The organism is Rickettsiales bacterium, from assembly GCA_025210695.1.
Classification (GTDB): Bacteria; Pseudomonadota; Alphaproteobacteria; order Rickettsiales; family CANDYO01; genus CANDYO01.
In genome coordinates this window covers 16004-34352 of sequence record JAOARE010000026.1, presented here as the reverse complement: position 1 = coordinate 34352, position 18349 = coordinate 16004, and the positions used below count along the sequence as shown (strand labels likewise).

The 18349-nt window shown below is 31.8% G+C and carries 18 protein-coding genes and 1 tRNA gene; 6 read left to right on the top strand and 13 right to left on the bottom strand.

Annotated features, from left to right (window positions below):
- The gene (locus N4A31_04510; protein MCT4635491.1) at window positions 1-459 is read left to right on the top strand and encodes a transcriptional repressor; all 459 of its coding nucleotides are present in this window, start codon (window positions 1-3) and stop codon (window positions 457-459) included.
- A gap of 16 nt (window positions 460-475) precedes the next feature.
- Here the strand turns inward: N4A31_04510 and N4A31_04505 are convergent, their stop codons facing one another.
- The 8 genes from N4A31_04505 to N4A31_04470 form a co-directional block, all read right to left on the bottom strand.
- Window positions 476-1180, bottom strand: a complete 705-nt coding sequence (locus tag N4A31_04505) for a hypothetical protein (protein MCT4635490.1) — start codon at window positions 1178-1180, stop codon at window positions 476-478.
- A 14-nt stretch (window positions 1181-1194) separates the two neighbouring features.
- Window positions 1195-2451, bottom strand: coding sequence for a 3-deoxy-D-manno-octulosonic acid transferase (locus N4A31_04500; protein ID MCT4635489.1), 1257 nt, complete (start codon window positions 2449-2451; stop codon window positions 1195-1197).
- 1 nt (window position 2452) lies between these two features.
- The gene (locus N4A31_04495; GenBank protein ID MCT4635488.1) at window positions 2453-2938 is read right to left on the bottom strand and encodes a DUF374 domain-containing protein; all 486 of its coding nucleotides are present in this window, start codon (window positions 2936-2938) and stop codon (window positions 2453-2455) included.
- A gap of 297 nt (window positions 2939-3235) precedes the next feature.
- Window positions 3236-4006, bottom strand: a complete 771-nt coding sequence (locus N4A31_04490; protein MCT4635487.1) for a phosphatidylcholine/phosphatidylserine synthase — start codon at window positions 4004-4006, stop codon at window positions 3236-3238.
- The gene (locus N4A31_04485) at window positions 4006-4695 is read right to left on the bottom strand and encodes a phosphatidylserine decarboxylase (GenBank protein MCT4635486.1); all 690 of its coding nucleotides are present in this window, start codon (window positions 4693-4695) and stop codon (window positions 4006-4008) included. The genes N4A31_04490 and N4A31_04485 overlap by 1 nt, the downstream gene beginning before the upstream one ends.
- Window positions 4696-4794: 99 nt before the next feature.
- Entirely contained in the window at window positions 4795-5304 is a 510-nt protein-coding gene (locus N4A31_04480; GenBank protein ID MCT4635485.1) for a CarD family transcriptional regulator, read from the bottom strand.
- A 289-nt stretch (window positions 5305-5593) separates the two neighbouring features.
- Window positions 5594-8746 carry an isoleucine--tRNA ligase gene (gene ileS / locus N4A31_04475; GenBank protein ID MCT4635484.1) on the bottom strand — a complete coding sequence of 1051 codons (3153 nt, stop codon included), beginning with the start codon at window positions 8744-8746 and terminating at the stop codon, window positions 5594-5596.
- Window positions 8747-8870: 124 nt separating this feature from the next.
- The gene (locus tag N4A31_04470; GenBank protein ID MCT4635483.1) at window positions 8871-9314 is read right to left on the bottom strand and encodes a GNAT family N-acetyltransferase; all 444 of its coding nucleotides are present in this window, start codon (window positions 9312-9314) and stop codon (window positions 8871-8873) included.
- Window positions 9315-9824: 510 nt separating this feature from the next.
- Between N4A31_04470 and N4A31_04465 the strand changes: the two genes are divergently transcribed.
- The 4 genes from N4A31_04465 to N4A31_04450 are packed head-to-tail and all read left to right on the top strand — an operon-like array spanning window position 9825 to window position 12496.
- Window positions 9825-10115 carry a hypothetical protein gene (locus tag N4A31_04465; protein ID MCT4635482.1) on the top strand — a complete coding sequence of 97 codons (291 nt, stop codon included), beginning with the start codon at window positions 9825-9827 and terminating at the stop codon, window positions 10113-10115.
- A 3-nt stretch (window positions 10116-10118) separates the two neighbouring features.
- Window positions 10119-10949: an SDR family oxidoreductase gene (locus tag N4A31_04460; GenBank protein MCT4635481.1), complete on the top strand. Its 831-nt coding sequence runs from the start codon at window positions 10119-10121 to the stop codon at window positions 10947-10949.
- Between the two features lie 43 nt (window positions 10950-10992).
- Entirely contained in the window at window positions 10993-12096 is a 1104-nt protein-coding gene (gene ispF / locus N4A31_04455) for a 2-C-methyl-D-erythritol 2,4-cyclodiphosphate synthase (protein MCT4635480.1), read from the top strand.
- Window positions 12097-12106: 10 nt separating this feature from the next.
- Entirely contained in the window at window positions 12107-12496 is a 390-nt protein-coding gene (locus N4A31_04450; protein ID MCT4635479.1) for a hypothetical protein, read from the top strand.
- Here N4A31_04450 and N4A31_04445 read toward each other — a convergent pair.
- The 4 genes from N4A31_04445 to N4A31_04430 all read right to left on the bottom strand — a co-directional run bounded on the left by N4A31_04445 (window position 12484) and on the right by N4A31_04430 (window position 15639).
- Window positions 12484-13551, bottom strand: a complete 1068-nt coding sequence (locus N4A31_04445) for a methyltransferase (protein MCT4635478.1) — start codon at window positions 13549-13551, stop codon at window positions 12484-12486. The two genes, N4A31_04450 and N4A31_04445, sit on opposite strands and share 13 nt — an antisense overlap.
- On the bottom strand, window positions 13544-14236 hold the full coding sequence (locus N4A31_04440) for a 4-hydroxy-tetrahydrodipicolinate reductase (GenBank protein ID MCT4635477.1): 693 nt from the start codon (window positions 14234-14236) through the stop codon (window positions 13544-13546). The genes N4A31_04445 and N4A31_04440 overlap by 8 nt, the downstream gene beginning before the upstream one ends.
- A gap of 74 nt (window positions 14237-14310) precedes the next feature.
- A tRNA-His gene (locus N4A31_04435) sits at window positions 14311-14387 on the bottom strand.
- A 112-nt stretch (window positions 14388-14499) separates the two neighbouring features.
- Window positions 14500-15639 carry a sulfate/molybdate ABC transporter ATP-binding protein gene (locus N4A31_04430; GenBank protein MCT4635476.1) on the bottom strand — a complete coding sequence of 380 codons (1140 nt, stop codon included), beginning with the start codon at window positions 15637-15639 and terminating at the stop codon, window positions 14500-14502.
- Window positions 15640-15846: 207 nt separating this feature from the next.
- On the opposite strand from N4A31_04430, the gene N4A31_04425 reads away from it, so the two are divergent.
- Window positions 15847-17136, top strand: a complete 1290-nt coding sequence (locus N4A31_04425) for a sodium:proton antiporter (protein ID MCT4635475.1) — start codon at window positions 15847-15849, stop codon at window positions 17134-17136.
- On the opposite strand, the gene N4A31_04420 is transcribed toward N4A31_04425, so the two are convergent.
- On the bottom strand, window positions 17137-18342 hold the full coding sequence (locus N4A31_04420) for a hypothetical protein (GenBank protein MCT4635474.1): 1206 nt from the start codon (window positions 18340-18342) through the stop codon (window positions 17137-17139).
- Window positions 18343-18349 lie beyond the last annotated feature (7 nt).

The window sequence follows — 18349 nt, the reverse complement described above, 5'->3', positions numbered from 1 at the left end:
ATGAATGATATATGTAATTCTCACCATGAATGTATAGACTCAGCTATTAGGGTAGCTGAAAGTATATGCTTAGAGCGTAGATTGCAATTCACACCATTACGTAGAAGTGTATTTAAATTAATTTGGCAAAGTCATTCGCCATTAAAAGCTTATGATATTTTAGATCAGCTGCAAAAGAAAGACTCTTCGGCAAAACCAATTACAATTTATCGTACTTTAGATTTTTTAATTGAAAATAGAATGATTCATAAAATAGAAAGTCAGAATACTTACTTTGGTTGTTCTCACCCGAGAGAATCACATAATTGTTATTTTACTATATGTAGTAAGTGTAATGTAGTAAGTGAGGGATGTACAAATAACTTTTTAACTCCTATTTATGATGACCTTAAAAAAGAAAAATTCTTGGTAAAACATATTACTTTTGAAATACATGGAATTTGTAAAAACTGTTATTAATCCTTTATGTAAAGATTCATATAGTTTTTGAATATTCTTGTGGAGCTTTTTCTTTTAAATATCTATCAAGATAAGTGAAATCTTTGTTTTTAGTTAGGTCTGTCATTTTATGACCTTTCTCTAATTGCTGCATAACTTTGGTTAATCGAGATTGTATCAATTTATGTTGTGGAGTACTCTTTTGGGGAGTAAGGATAGTTTTTTGATATCCATAGCATTGGTTTGTAAATTTATCTAGCATAGTCTCAGAGTCATGGTAAAGTTTTTTTATAGCTTGAAGATCTGTATTAACTTTATAAATATCATGGTCAACATGGTTAGCTATTTCTTGCCTTAAGCTATGAAGAAAACTATTCATTTCTTTTATCATTATAGTAAGGTCTTGTTTTACAAATTCTTCAAATTTAGTTAGCAGTTGAGCAATATAACTAATAGAATCCTTTGAGATGGCTTTGCTTTTTATAGACTCCTTCTCTCTTTTTTTTATAGTTTTCTTTCTAATTTTCTTTTTTACAAGAAGCTCTTTTTGTTTTGCTCGAATAATTTGATTTAATATTGCTAAAGCTTTTTGTAGAATACGTTTCCACCATTTTGCTTTTGGGTCAGAGATTTTAATGTTACCATCTTCATCTCTTTCTATATCTTCTAATTTTCTTTTAACAAAGCGTCGTATGTCAAAAGCTAATCTTAGTGAGAGTACCAACATTAAAGAAGTAAACATTATTATGGGATTCCTTAAGTTATTATTTTATTAATATATGGTCTTATATAATTCATTACCACATCTTTTATTTTATTCATTTCATTGACTGTGTTTTCAGCATTATCTTGATAAGTATAAAAATCCTGTGGATTAAGTATATAATTTTCAATTAATTTTTGAATTTCTGAGGTGTTTTTTGCGCTAATAGCTGCTTTTTTATTCAAGAATAAATCAGATACTTCTCGTGAATTATCCATATTAGGGCCAAATATAATAATATTTCTTAGTTTTGCAGGTTCTATAAAATTATGTCCTATTCTAGTCCATGATCCTCCTATGCATACAATATTGCTGAGGCGGTAGAATAAACCAAATTCTCCTAAAGTGTCCACTAATAATACATCAGTATTATTAGTGATTTTTTCTTTACTTGATCTGGTAATAAAATTTAAATTAGATTTTTGTAGAAGATTTAACACTTCTTCTGTGCGAATTGGGTGGCGTGGGGCAATTATAGTCAATAAATTATGTTCTTGTAAATTTTTTTGAATTTGAATGAATATATCTTCTTCACCTGGGTGAGTGCTGGCTGCCATTACAACAGGGCGTTCTTCAACTTGTTTCTTAAAAGCTTCTATTTCTTTTGAGTTAAAGCTAAAGTTTTCTGCTATGAATTTAAGATTTCCAGATTCTATGACATTTTTTACACCTAGCTTCTCAATAAAAACTTTACTCTCTCTATTCTGAGTTAATATTAGGCTAAAGAGGCCTAAAATCGATTTTGCTAAAGGTTTTGCACATCTCCATCTTGAAAATGATTTTTCTGATAATCTAGCATTAATTAATACTAATTTAGTTCTATTGCTTGCTAATACAAGCATATTGGGCCAGAATTCAGATTCTGTCCAAATAGATAAATTAGGTTGCCAATAATCTATAAATCTTTTTACTATATTGTGGCAATCAAGCGGAGCAAATTGATGTATTGCATTCCTAGGTAAATTGTTTTTAGCTATTTTAGCAGCCGTGATAGTGACGGTGGTAACTAATATATTTATTGAAGGAAATTCAGAGGATATAGATCTAATTATTGGTAAAATAGCGTTAAATTCGCCAATGCTTGCAGCGTGAAACCATATCAATTTGCCTGAAGGTCTTGATATATTAAAAAATCCTAGTTTTTCTACATAACGATCTGGATCTTCTTTGCCATTATCAACTCTTTTTAATAACAGGATTCGGATTAGAGGGTAAATTAATATAGAAATGAATTTATATATTTGGTACATATTATCTTCCAACCTTAGAGTCTGCAAGATTGGTTATTTTATTTAAATCATCACGCAGTAATTTTGTATATTGAATTTTTTCTTCATTATTCATCTTTTTAGGAATATGAATAGGTTTTGAGAAAATAATTTCTATTTCAGTAAAAGGATATGGGATCATAAAACTGTCCCAACTACTAAATATTTTAGCAGACTTTGCTGAGCATATGGCTGGAATAATTGGTAATCCTGTGTTACTGGCAATATTTATAATAGCTCCATTTATTTCTCTATTGGGGCCCCTTGGGCCATCTGGAGTAATTAGAAAATTGAATCCTTTTTTTATATAAGTAAGAATTTCTTTTAGAGACGAAAGTCTTCTTCTGTTGCTTGAACCAAATATTAGTTCTACTCCAGCTTGTTCTATTACTTTACCAATTAAACGACCATCATTGTGATCAGAAACTATTGCGGAAGAGGGTAGCTTAAAAGGATTTATAATTGGCATAATCATGACTCTTCCATGCCAAGTTGCTAAGATACATTGGTCGTTCTTATGTTTTTCGAAGTTAAATCCCTGATAGGTTGTATTAATTCTGCTAGTCAACAATACAAATCTTATGTATACGTAAACCAGTTTACAGAGTAATTCTTTTACAAAATTGCTTTTTATAACTTTTTTAATTAATTTCATAAGAGTGGTAAATTTACAGTATTACTCCTATTTTAAGTAACATAAGTAAACCAAGTTGTCAGTAATAAACTAAATAGCCATATATAAGTGATATTACTTTATAAAACTATGTTACTGAAATGTTGAAGATATTTTACGATAATACTTAATGCTAAAAGGAATAGAGCAGAGATATAATAAGCCTAAGACTGGTAGAATCGCCCAAGGTTTGATAATAATCGCTCCAACGATTAGTCCAACTAAAACTAATATTAGAGATGTATTCTCTTTTTTTATAACTAGTCTTTTAGTAGAAAAAGTTGGGATTCTACTGGCCATCATTATTCCCATGATGATTATATAAACACCTATTACAACGGGCGGAATGTAATTTATTATCTCAGTTTCAAAACTTAACATTATGGGCATAATAGAGAGATATGCACCTGCAGGAGAAGGGATTCCTGCGAAGAATCCGTTTTTCCAATCAGGTCTGTTTTCATCTGCTAAGTCAGAATTAAATCTAGCTAATCTTATTGTAGTGCATATAACATAAGATAAAGCTATAGCCCATCCAAGTCCTTTTATTTCAATTTTCTCTAAAATCCATAAATACATAACCAAAGCAGGAGCTATACCAAAATTTATAAAATCTGCTAAAGAATCAAGTTGAGCTCCAAAGTTGCTGGTTGCTTTTAGAAACCTTGCTAGTCGTCCATCAACCATGTCTAAAAATCCCGCGATAACAATAAAATTTATAGAAGTATCCCATTGACCTCCTAGAGCATAGCGAACGGAAGTGAACCCAAAGCATATAGCTATTATAGTGACTATATTAGGAAATAAACGGCTAACGGGTAATTCAGTAATTTTATTTGTCTTAGATTTGGTCTTAGGAGGCATTAGCGTAGCTCCCCTAAGCGACCTTCCTTATCTTCCAAATCAGCAATTATGGATTCTCCAGCGATCATTGTTTGACCAACAGATACTAAGGGATTTATGCCTTTTGGTAAATATACATCCATTCTACTGCCGAACCTTATGATTCCAAATCTTTCTCCAGCTTTAACTTCTTCATTTTCTTTTAAGTCACATACTATACGGCGAGCAATTAGTCCGGCTATTTGAGAAAATGCCACTTCTTTCCCATTGCTCATAGTCATTAAAACTTCTTGTCGTTCATTGAACTCACTTGCTTTATCAAGAGAGGCATTGAAGAATTTTCCTGGGTGGTAATATAATTTCTTGATAGTTCCAGTGGCTGGTACACGATTCACATGCACGTTAAAAACGTTTAAGAAGATACTAACCCTTGTCATTTTTCCTTTTTTCATTTCCAAATTACTTGGAGGGTCAACTTCTTCTATTTTTTGAACAACTCCATCTGCAGGGCTAATTATTAAATTATCACCAATTGGCGCTATTCTTGCCGGGTCGCGAAAGAAGAAAAAACACCATATGCTAGCAACCAATCCTATTATGCCTAGGAAATTAGAGAAATATGACAAGACTATAGTAACAATAAGGAAGATAATTATAAAGATAAATCCTTCCTTATGAATTGGGGGTATAAAGTTTTTAAGTATGTCCATCTTGGATCCTTATGTTTTTCTAGTTTGTAGAAATTAAAACAATAGTTATAAGATAAAACATAAAGAAAAACAAATATTTTCTGTGATTTTGATCAAGATTTATGCAGCATATTCTTTTTCGTAAAGCGAATCTGTAACGATAGTGATCGCTTTATCGATAGATATTCCTTTTACGGCTGCAAATTCACCAGCTAACCGATTTAGTGCAGATTCATATATGATTCGTTCGCTGTATGATCTATCTGGATCATCTGCGTTCTTATATAAATCCCTCACCACTTCAGCTAGGGAGTGAATATCTCCGGAGTTGATTTTAAGTTCATATTCTTGTGCTCTTTTGCTCCACATCCCTTTTGAAGTTTTAGATTTTTTTTGTAAAATCGTAAAAGCGCTTTTTAGTTTCTCAGATGAGCACAGGAGTCTAAGTCCGGCAACAGACGCTCGTTTTACAGGTACTCGCAAGGTCATTTTTTCCTTAAGCATAGAAATAATATATACTCTCAGCTCCATTCCACCAACAATTTGTACTTCTTCACCAATAATTTCTCCCACTCCATGAGAAGGGTAAACCACTTGATCGCCAACTTTAAAATCTTCAGATACGGACATAACTTTACCTTATAAAATTGATAATTTAAATAACCTAAACACTGATCACATAATACTAACTAGTATTTGAATAAAACAAATTTTATAAAATAACTTCCAAAGTATTATTGAGTTTTAATAGCGATAAATAAGATCAACTATCTATTTAAGTTTAAGCTTATTTAGGATTATATTATAGCAAATATTAAATAAAAAGCAACAATAAATTTAACTTTTTAAAGGTTAATTAAATTTAAGGTTTGGCTTCGACTAGGCGGCAAACTAATTTATTTTTATTGACTATTAGCTATTAATGTTTGGATATGCCTAGTCTCACTTTGACTCCTTCCATTTCTCTTTCTATGACATGAACAAAGTCTTTTTCTAATACAGGTGCAAATTGACTGTCAGACAAGGTTTGCTCATTAATAAACTTTATAAAGTTATCAAGGTTTGTTAAATCTTTGTTGGTGAATTCAATACCTAGTTTTATATGATCAGAAACATTGAATCTCAGGTCTTTTCTAGCCTGTTGGATTATTCTTATAAGATCACGAACTAATCCCTCATTTTCTAATTCTTTTGTTAATTTAGTATCTAGTACGCATAATGCTTTATTGTCAGGCAAAGCTTGGCTGCATTTTGGATCTTTGGCTTCTAGAGTTAGTTGCGCTTCATTGTTTTGTAGTGTTTCACCTGATATAACAATGGATCCATCATCTTGTTGCTCCCATAAGTTTTGCTTATTGGCAGAGATAATATCTTTTATTTTATGAGCCAGTCGTTTTCCTAAAACAGGAAAATTAATCTTCAGTTTAAAATTAGCCTGCTCTGACAAGGAGTTACTTATAACTAATTCTTTGATATTTAATTCATCATGAATTAAATCAGAAAAATTAGATAGATAATCTAAATCATTTCCATAAACCGTTAATTTAGATAAAGGCTGTCTGGTGCGAATATTAGCGCTGCTACGAATAGAAAGTGACGCGCTGCATACTTCGCGTACTTTATCCATTTGGTGGCTTAGATTCTTTTCATCATTGAGATCGCTTACATCAGGGAAGAAGCATAAATGAATAGAGTTTTCTGCTGTAAATTGATCATTATGTACTAAACCTATATAGATCCTTTCGGAAATTAATGGAATCAAAGAAGCTGAAGCTTTTAAAATGGTTATTAAACAGCTATATAATGTGTTATAAGCTTGTTGTTTATCGCTGTCATGTTCTGATTTCCAGAAGCGTTGGCGGCTACGACGAATATACCAATTATTTAGAATTTCAAAAAACTCATTGATTGCATCATAAGCATGAGCAATTTCATACGAATCCATATTTTCTTGGATTTTATTTACACTGGATTTTAATTTAGCAATAATATATCGATCTAAAAGTTGACTTGATGAAAAATCAAGTTCAGATTTTATTTTATCTGAATTTGCATAAAGAGTGAAAAAATTATAAGCGTTCCATATTGGTTTAATTGAAAGACGTAATGAATCTTTTACCATTTTTCCATCTTTATCAATTAATAATTCAAGTCCCTTGAGAACAGGAGAAGATTGCATAAGGAAGCGTAAACTATCTGATCCATAAATATTGAATAGTTCTTTAGGGTCAGCATAGTTTTTTAGGCGCTTTGAAAGTTTTTGTCCGTTAGAATCTAAAATTACTCCATGGCAAATACAATTTAAGAACGGTGGACGATCAAATAGAGCGGTTGATAATACCATGAGTGTATAAAACCATCCACGTGTTTGTGCTGAGTATTCAACAATAAAATCTGCTTGAGGAAAACTTTTCTGTCCTTCAAACGGATAATGCGCCTGTCCGTAAGGCATGGATCCACTTTCAAACCAGCAGTCGAACACATCTTCAACCCGACGCATTACTGATTTTCCAGTTGGATCACTAGGATTAGGGCGAGTTAAACTATCTATAAATGGTTTATGAAGATCATCTATTTTAACATTAAAATCCTTCTCAAGTTCAGCAATAGAGCCATATACGTCAATATGTGGGTAGCGTGGATCATCAGACATCCAGATAGGAATAGGAGTTCCCCAAAATCTATTGCGACTTATTGACCAGTCACGAGCATTTTCTAGCCATTTTCCAAATAATCCATCTTTAACATGATTAGGCGTCCAGTTTATTTGTTGGTTTAATTCCACCATTCTGTCTTTAAATTCACTAACCTTAACATACCATGAAGGTACGGCTTTATAAATTAATGGAGTATCTGTTCTCCAGCAATGGGGGTAATTATGAATATATTGTTCTGTGCGCATCCAAGAGCCTAAGATTTTGAGTTTTTTGATTATTTCATCATTGGCATCAAATATATTCATACCAGTGAAATCTGAAACTTCAGTGGTAAATTTTCCTTGAGAGTCTACAGGACATACTACGGAAATTCCTTGTTTTTCACAAAGTATTTGATCGTCTTCACCAAATCCTGGAGCCATATGAACCACGCCAGTACCATCGCCTTCTAGGACAAAATCTCCAGATAATATTTTGAAGCTATTAGGATGATCTTTAAAATATGGCAATAATGGTTGGTAGGTTAAGTCTACTAATTCAGACCCTTTTAAGCTTCCAACAACTTGATCGCCAATTTCTGGTGCATAGTTTTTTAATGCAAAATTAGCCAAAATATAGCAGGTCTCGTCTTTCAGTACGTAAGCATAGTCCATATCAGGATGAACTGCTAAAGCTAGATTTGAGGGGAGAGTCCATGGAGTGGTGGTCCATGCCATGATTTTATATGACTTACAATTACTTGGGGCAGACTTAGGTGGAGTGTTTAATTCAAAGCTAACGGTAACAGAATTATCTGCTCTTTCACGATAGGAATTATCAAGTCTGGTTTCAAAATTTGATAAAGGAGTTTCAGCTGCCCAAGAATATGGCATCACTCTCATTGCTTGATAGATTAAGCCTTTTTTGTATAATTCTTTAAATGCCCAGATTACTGATTCCATGTAATTAGTATCCATGGTTTTATAGTCATTTTTGAAATCTACCCAACGTGCTTGACGAGTAACATATGATTCCCATTCAGAAGAATACTTCATTACAGATGAACGACATTGTTCATTAAATTTATCAATTCCAAATTTAGTGATCTCAATCCTGCCAGAAATACCTAATTCTTTTTCAGCTCCAAGTTCAGCTGGCAGACCATGGCAATCCCAACCAAAACGGCGCTCTACCCTTTTTCCCTGCATGGTTTGATATCGTGCAACTGTATCTTTAACAAAACCAGTTAGTAAATGGCCATAATGAGGAAGACCATTAGCAAATGGAGGTCCATCATAAAAAATAAAACTATTATCCTTAGGGCGAATATCAATAGATTTTTGGAACACGTTTTCTTCTTTCCAAAATTTTAGAACTTTTTCTTCTTCTTTTACTACATCTGGATTGGCTTGTGTTTCTGGGTAATGTTTAGTCATATTTTTTTGCTTTCTTTGTTTTATAATTTTAGGTTTGCATTTTAGTATGTACAGGGGTTTGACGCAAGAGATAAGTTTTTATTTAGTTTTTTATACATGTACATATTATGGATAGTAAATTATGTTAACAGTTTTTTCTTAAATATAATTTTGCCATCAATCCTTCATTTTTATAGCCTAATTTTTTATAGAACTCATGGGTTCCTTCGCTTGCACGTCTTAATCCGGATGTTAAATCAATAACCGCAGGAGAAAATCTTTGGGCATATTTTTCAACAAATTCCATCAGTTGTTTTCCAATGTTTTGTCCTCGAATGGATTTATCAACTGTAATTCCCTCAATATGAATTCTTGTCATATCAGATACAAAAAGCTCAGATTTAGAGAAAGCTACAAAACCAACTATTTTATTATTTAAACAGGCAACAGCAACGCCATATCCATCTTTGTTTAAAAAGTGGATAAACCTTTTTTCTAATTCTTCTTTTGTGCTTGGATAACCAAGTTGCTCTAATAAGGGAAGTAAAGCTTCTATATCTGTAACTTGGGCTTTACGAATGCTAATCATATCTTAACTCCTAAGCTTTTAGATGAATTTTAATTGCCCAAAATAGCAATTTCTTTCAAAGAAATATTTGTTTAGATGATATTATATTTTCTAGTTTATTATCCGCAGGAGTTTGACGCAAGAGAGAAGATTTTCTCTTTAATTTTTTGTATTAACTTTATTATCTCTTTATTTATATATTAATTCTTCTTAATATTTTTTTAATTATAATTAATAAAGTCTAAAAAGAGCAATACAGTAAATGACTAATACTACGACTTTTTCTCCTACAGCTTCTCCTATTGTTGAGAGCCAATTTAATGAAGATTCACATTCATATCGTGCTGCCACAAGTAATTAAGCTTTAAGTGTAGATGATCTACACTTGGTTGGAGTTAGTCAGCCTACAATTGATAATCCTGTTTGATCTTGTTTTGTAATATATTTTATTAAAATGTTTCCTACCAAAGAAAATAAGTGATAGACTGAACCTATATATTCATTATATCTAAAATTTAGGAGTGTTTTGGTGTGGTTAATATAAATGCTAGTCAAAATGCAATAGCTAAGGTGAGTAAATTAGGTAAAGCATTTGTTTATGTGATCATAAATAGGATTTATTATCTTGTTGCTATTCCTGCAATGTATATCACTTATAATGTTTTTAAAGCTTTAGATACAAAAGACTCTACAGGTAAAAGTATTATTGATAATATTAGTGATATTATTTCTGGAGTTATTAAAGACATAACGGATATTTCTCATGAATGTCCTACGTTAATACATGATTTTCCCAGATTTTTAGATTGTTTAGGTTTTTAAGATATGCATTTATTTTGCTTTGGAATAGGTTATGTAGCTAAAGTAATTTCTTCCGAGCTAGGGAAAAGATGGAAAGTAAGTGGTTCACATACAGGAAAAAGAGAAGTAAAAACTAATGAATATATATTTAATGATAATGTTAAATTTGACTTGAATTCCCTTCAGGATATCACTCATATTCTCATATCTATTCCTCCTGGTGATGGAGGAGATCCAGTGTTTTTATCTTATCTAGAGCAAATAAAAAACCTTCCTAAGTTAGAATGGATTGGTTATTTTTCAGCCACATCAGTTTATGGAGATCACCAAGGGGGATGGGTTACTGAAGAAACTGAGGCAGATAGTTTGTCAGGAAAAAAAAGATTGATGGCCGAGGAGCAATGGCTAGGGTCTAGTTTGCCAGTAAATATCCTAAGGTTGTCTGCAATTTATGGACATGGAAGATCAGCCATTGAAACTATTTTATCTGGAAAAGCTATTAGAGTTTTTAAAGAGAATCATTATTTTTCTAGAATACATGTTAAAGATATATCACAAATTATTCAGATTATTATGGATAATCCCAAAATTGGAGAAGTTTATAATATAGCTGATGATTTACCTAGTGCGCAACATGAAGTAATTTCTTATGGATGCGAATTGCTTAATATAGATCCTCCTGAAATGGTGAATGTGGAAGAGGCTAATCTATCTGAGGCTATGCTAAGGTATTATTCCGTGAGTAAGAGAGTTAGTAATAATAAAATTAAAAATACTTATAACTTAAATTTACTATTTCCCAGTTATAAAGAAGGTTTAAAAGATTGTATTAAAAATTTAGGTGAAAAAACTTAAGATTAGTCTATAGTTATAACAAATTATAAAAGAAAACAAAACAATGAAAACCATAGCAGTAATAGTTGCTGGAGGATCTGGTTCTAGATTTGGTAGTAGCATTCCCAAACAATATGTTTCCTCTATTTTAACTAAAACCATCAAACAATTTTTAAAAGCTAAAATTGATGCTGTGCAGGTGGTCATTCGCCCTGAAGATATAGAATTATATAATCAGGCTACTTGCAATATGGAATTACTTCCAGTGGTATTTGGTGGAGATACCAGAGGCGCTTCAGTTAAAAATGGTCTTCAGGTGATTGAGAAATATAATGCTGAACTAGTCTTGGTTCATGATGCTAATCGTGCTTTTGTGTCGGTAGAGCTAATTAATCAAGTAATCGATAAGCTAAAGGAGAATCCAGGATTTGGTGTTGTGCCAAGTATTGAAGTTCCTGAGACGGTAAAGAGTATTGTTAATGGAAGGATAGAATCAGTGGATCGTGATAATCTGTTTTTAATTCAAACTCCTCAAGGGTTCTATTTTAAGCGGTTGTTAGAAGCATATACTAAAACAGATAAATTTTTTACTGATGAATCTAGCTTAATGGAAGGAAGTGTTATTTATATTCCTGGTGATAGAAAAAATATAAAAATAACTTATCAAGAGGATTTACCAATGGATATAAGATGTGGAAGTGGTTTTGATGCGCATAAATTTTCAGCGGAAACTTCAGAAAATAATAATGTGGTTTTAGGTGGAATTACTATTCCTTTTGAGAAAAAATTAGAGGCTCATTCTGATGGGGATGTGTTGATTCATGCTCTAGTTGATGCGATATTGGGAGCAATAGGTGAAGGAGATATTGGAATGCATTTTCCTCCAAGTGATATGAAATGGAAGAACGCTAGTTCTGAACAATTTCTTGTTCATGCTAAAAAATTACTTGAGAATAAAAATGGTAGTATTAATAATGTTGATATTACAGTTATTTGTGAAAAACCTCGCCTTGGTGTTTATAGAGAAAAGATTCGTAGTAATTTATCAAATATTCTAGGAATTTTTGAAGATAGGGTTAATATTAAAGCTACCACCACAGAAAAAATGGGATTCACTGGAAGAGGTGAGGGTATCGCGGTGCAGACTATGGTTTCAGTTAGTTTATAGGTAGGTGAATATGTATTCTGAAATAAAAGTTCCTTATGGATATGCTATAGTTGTTTTTAGTAATTTATTGAGTTCTAATCATGAATTAAACGAGTGGGTTAAGCATCAGGCAAGTTTTTTTCAAGAGGTGATGAATAGAGTTGAGCCTTCTTTTTCTCATGTATATACAGTGCCAACAGAATCGATTGTTTTTTCATTTAATCCTAATCATTTTCCAAATTATGAAGAATTTACAAGTTATCCTGAGATAGATTATGGGGCTGTTTCTAGCAATTCATTAAGTTCATTATATTATTTATTGGGAAACACATGGAATGGGTTTTTTATGCCCAATGCTCAAGAGAATGTTTCTCCTCATCTTTCTTTATTTGATGTTATTCCTGTTCATCATGGTTTTTGAAAAATTCCAATAATTTCCAGATGTTTACTATAGAGGAATTGATCAATTGGATATACGTCTGTGAGAGTAAAGTCGCTCTTTAATAAAATTTTAGCATCTCGAGTAAAATTCTCTAAACTACAGGATATTAAGATGACTTTCTCAACTGACTTAGCCTCAGATATTTGTTTTATTTGAGGTGTTGCTCCATTACGAGGAGGATTAATAACGATCTGAGAATATTTATTTAAAGCATTATAGGGTAAAGGAGTTTGATATAAATCTTTTATGATAGTTTTTATTGGTAATTGATGATTCTTTATAGTTTTCTCTAAAGCTTTTATTGCTTCTTCACTTCCTTCAATTGCTGTAATTTGTCCTTTATCAGATATTGGAATAGTGAAGCTTCCAATGCCACAATATAACTCTAAGATTTGCTTTGATTTATCTAGATATTGTAAGATGATTTTAGCCATTAAATCATTAGATTCCTTGCTCACTTGAAGGAAGCTATTAATTGGTAAATTTACATGAATATTTTTAAATTTTAGTTGTGCAGGTTTATATTGAATAATTACATAAGCTGGATGAGTTTTAGTTTGCCAGGCTGCTATTGCTATATTATGTGCTTTGGCAAATTCAGTTATCATAATTTCAGTATCTAAATCACTTTTTTCTTGCGCTTGAAAAACTATTTCAATTCCTGTGTCGCTATTAGTTATATTTATAGAAGTAATTTTATTTTTGGTTTTTTTAAGCAAATTATTGATTGGAGTAATTAAATTATTAATAGAATTTTCTAGTAATAAGCAATTTGCTATGGCTAATGTATTCTTACTATGAAATTGATTAAAACTTAGTTTATTATTGGTGACTTTGAAATTAGCTCTTCTTCTGCTATTTGTAGATATTTGATAAATATTATGAATTTTAGTATCAATGTTTTTTAAAGATTTTTTTAGCAAGAATTCTTTATATTCACCACTGTTACTAATATTTTGTAAACTACATCCACCACATTCTCCAAAATAAGGGCAGGGCGCCTCTTGGGGAAGAGGGGTAAATTCTTTAGTCATTTAACACATCTTGCATTGAGTATAATCCAGGCTTCTTATCTTTTCCCCAAAGACATGCTGTGATGGCACCTTTAGCAAAAATATTTCGATTAAAAGCTTTATGAGATAGAGTTATAGATTCATCTTTATTAGTAAAAATAACACTATGTTCTCCTGGAACTTCACCAATACGTAGATCAGATATTTGTACTTTATTTCTTCTGACTTCTTCTATGGTACTGGCTAACATCAATGCAGTTCCAGAAGGACTATCTTTTTTATGTTTATGGTGAATATCAATAATAGCTGAGTCAAAATCATCACTTAGTTTAGAGGAGGTGGTTTTTAGCAGTTTTTGTAATAGGTTTATACCTATACTCATATTCGCAGAGTAAATTAAGGTTATGGACGGAGCTTTGAATGCTTCAAATTCTTTTGCTGAGAAACCTGTTGTGCCACAAACTAGAGTTACGTTGCTATTGGATAAATCTTTTATAATAGATAAGCTTGTAGATGAGGTGCTGAAATCTATAATAGCGTCACTAACATCAGCCAGTTCTTCTACTTTATCATAAAGAGTGATAGATGATTCTTGAGATTTGTCTCTGACTAGAGCTCCAGAAACAGTGCATTCAGGATGATTGTTGATTTCTTCAATCACTACTTTACTCATTCTACCATTTAATCCAACAATACCTATTCTCATTTGTTATTCCATTTAGAAAATACTGACATAAATAAACTATAACAATTATATTTGAATTTTTCGATAATAAAAGATGGGGCGAGTGACCGAATTTGAATCGGCGACCCCTAGAATCACAATCTAGTGCTCTAACCAACTGAGCTACACTCGCCATCAGGTAGTAGAGATTAAATATATCTGTAATTGAGATTCTGTCAATAAATAAATCAAGATATGTGTTAAAATTATAAAAATGATTTTTTAAGAATCTGATCTTAATGTAATTACTCAGCAAACATAGTAAACTGTTTAGCTTTGATAAACACTATGTCTCCATTCTTAACTTTTAATTTATTAAACATGTCTTGAGTAATTTCAGCTTGAATCAATTCATATTTAGGGGATTCAAGCTCTAATTTAACTAAAGGAGCAGCTAGATTTATATGAGTAATAGTAGCTTCTATATGTTCATTATCAACGGGTTTATTAGAAATTTCTATATCATGAGGTCTAACAAATACCTCAAAATATTCTTCTATTTTTTGGTCATTTACAGTTTCCAATTTATTGGGGTTAAATATGCTTGCTATATTAGAAACAATTTTATGTTTGTTATACCATTTTTCTTTTTTAATAGTGCTACTTGCTTCTTTATTAAGAATAGATATTTTTCCGTTATTATTCTTAATAGCATTAAACACATTGTAATGTCCTATAAAGTTATAAACAAAAGGATTATTAGGTGTGTGGTATATTTCTTTAGGGGTTCCAATTTGTTCAATATGCCCATTATTTAGCACCATGACTTTATCTGCAATGTCTAATGCTTCTTCTTGATCGTGAGTTACTAAAATGATGGTAATTTTAGTTTGTTTTTGTAATTTACGTAACCATCTTCTGAGTTCAAGTTTTAATTTTGCATCAAGTGCAGCAAATGGTTCGTCTAATAGTAATATTTTTGGTTCCACTGCTAAGGCTCTAGCTAAGGCTACTCTTTGTCTTTGTCCTCCTGATAATTCGTGGGGATAACGATTATGTAGGTTGTTAATTTGTACTAATTCTAATAACTTATTTACTCTATTTTCAATTTCTTGATTAGGTAAGCGATGTTTTTTTTCTTTTACTCTATGACCAAAAGCAATATTTTCAAACACAGTCATGTGTTTGAAAAGAGCATAATGCTGAAAGACAAATCCTATGTCACGATCTTTTGGTGATGACTTAGTAACATTTTTACTGTTGATATGTATTTGTCCTTGAGTTAGAGTTTCAAGACCGGAAATAATTTTAAGTAAAGTGCTTTTACCAGAGCCAGAAGGTCCAATTACAGCAATGAGCTCTCCTTCTTCAACTGTCATGGAGATGGCTTCTAAAGCTTGGCATTCTTTATAAGATTTGCTTACTTGGTTGAGTCTTATTTGCATATACATTCCTCAATGTATTACTTAAATATTATAAGCACTATACTATAGTTTATATGATATTGCATTAGGTGATTTAAAGTATATTTTTCGTTATAACATTTACTTATAAACTAGTTTATACTTGAAAATTATGAGTTTTACGTTTATAAAAAATAGGAGATATATTAATAAATATATTATTGTTTTTTTTAATCATTGAGTTAGTGAATGTCTTATACTAGAGGTTTCTTACCTGTTCTTTTATTTGTTTCTATTTTTGTTGGTAGTGGGGTATATTTTACTTGGATGGGGGTTGATAATGCTTTTTACCAACTTTCCCCTTTGGCTGCTATAATACCTGCAATAATGCTAGGGTGGTTGCTGCATCGTGGAACCACAGAAGATAGAATGCACGCCTTTCTTGATGGAGTTAGGCATAGAGATGTTATAACAATGTGTATAATATTTTTATTAGCTGGGGCATTTAGTGCTGTTACCAGGTCTATAGGTAGTGTAGAGGCTACAGTGAATCTCTCTTTGTCTTTTATTCCTTCTAAGTTTCTACTTATAGGTTTGTTTTTAACATCTGCTTTTATTGCCACTTCTATTGGTACTTCTATGGGAACAATAGCAACAATTGCTCCTATTGCAGCGGGATTAAGCGCTCAGGGGGCTTTTCCAGCAGCATTAGGAGCGGCAACTGTAGTTGGTGGTGCTATGTTTGGTGATAATTTATCTATTGTTTCTGACACAACCATAGCTTCAGTTATGTCACAAAAAGCTAAGATAAAACCAAAGTTAGCACTTAATGCTAAGGTGGCCTTAATTGCTGCGATTGTCACTATTGCAGTTTTACTGATCAATAATGGTGGTAACGAGCTAATAGAAGCTGGAGATTATTCTCCTCTTTTGGTTGCTCCATATATATTTTTAATCATGTTAGCTATTTCTGGTCTTAATGTTTTTGTAGCTTTGGTTGTTAGTTTGGTATTTGCTGGGTTAACAGGTTTTATAAGTAGTGAGTATAGCATTTTATCTTTAAGTCATGATATTACCGAAGGTTTTGCCAATATGCAGGAGATAATGATACTTTCTTTATTAGTTGGTGGTCTTTCTGGGCTTATAGGTAGTGGTTCTAAAGAGCTTGCACAAAAATTGGGAGATTGGATATCTAAGCATGGAAGTAGAAGAATGGCTCAGTTTGTTATAGCTAAGATTGTTTGTATTTTTGATATATTACTAGCTAATAATACTATTGCTATAATATTTAGTGGTGAAATTGTAAGAGACATATCTAAAAAACATAAAATACCAGCCCACTATAGCGCTGCTTGGATAGATATATTTTCTTGCGTTTGTCAGGGAATCATACCTTATGGAGCGCAAGTATTATTGGTGAGCATAATTGCAGGAGTTTCTCCTTTAAGTGTAACTCCGCATGTTTATTACTGCTACATTCTAGGAGCAGTAACAATTGCACATATTATAATGCATAAGATTCATAAAGATGAAAAATAATTAACAAGGATCATCTGGATAGAATCCGTTTTCTCCAATTAAGAAGTTTATAGTGTTTGAAGGTAAATTACCAATTTCCTCTATAGCGTAAGAAATATAGTCTTGTTCTTTTAAATATATGACTTCTAAATCTTCTGACACTTGATTTTTAAATTTATCATATTCCTCATCTGACGCAAGGAAGATTGCTAAAATTGGTAGGGTATAGGGGGCTGCTTCTGTTGCTAATGAAAATAATTGATTTTTAAATGTAAATAGTAAGAAGCTATTAAACAGAATGGCATTACCCTCTTTCTCTGTGGCAGTATTATACATTCTGACAATATCATTTGACATAGAAAGCATAAAAGGTCCAGTGATAAATAAATCCGGCAGTGCAGAGTTGAATATAGAGAAAGAACCACTTAATAATAATTCACCTGTTATAGATTTTTCTGCCCATTCTGCTATATATTTTTTTGGAAGAGCATAACCAATTAGTTTATTAATGTTGTTAGAAACTGGATTAGAAGATATTATATTTACTATCCCTTCCTGTGAGGAGGCTATATATTGATATGAAGATTTAACAATGGATGATTTTGTTATTACTTTTATTACTTCACCCAATTGGTCTAGAATTATAGCTTTTATTCCAGCTGTTGTTATAGCTTCCCTAATATAATCAGGAGTAGCTTTTTCTTTAATAAAGTCCCATACCCATATGTTTTTTATGGAAGGGTCTTCCTCTTTCCAGAACCAATATACTTTTTGATTTGGGTTATGTTGACTAATTTTAGATAAATGATTGCCCATTATAGAAGGGGAGTCGCAGCCTATATTCAGGAGCCTAGCATAAGTTGTGTCTCCACCAGATATATATTGTGGAATTGCTTTGCACAAAAATCTAGTTTCTTGTCCAAGCAAATATATTCCTTCTAAAGTTTCATTTCTTCCAGCAGTATGTTTTTCTCCTTTGTAAGTATTGTAGGACAAAGGTATAACATTCACTCCTTCTCTTATAACATTAGTAACTGTTGGGTTTCCATCTTGAGTGAGTACATTTTCTTTTAAAAAAAATTCTTGGGCTGTGTATTTAAGTACCACTCCTAGAGATCTTGATGATAAAGTAGGACTATTTGTATAAAAATGACTTATTAAATTATAAGCATCAATGGTTATTTGAGGTGGTTTTTCTAGGTGGAATAAATAAGTTAGGTTTGTCATTTTTTAT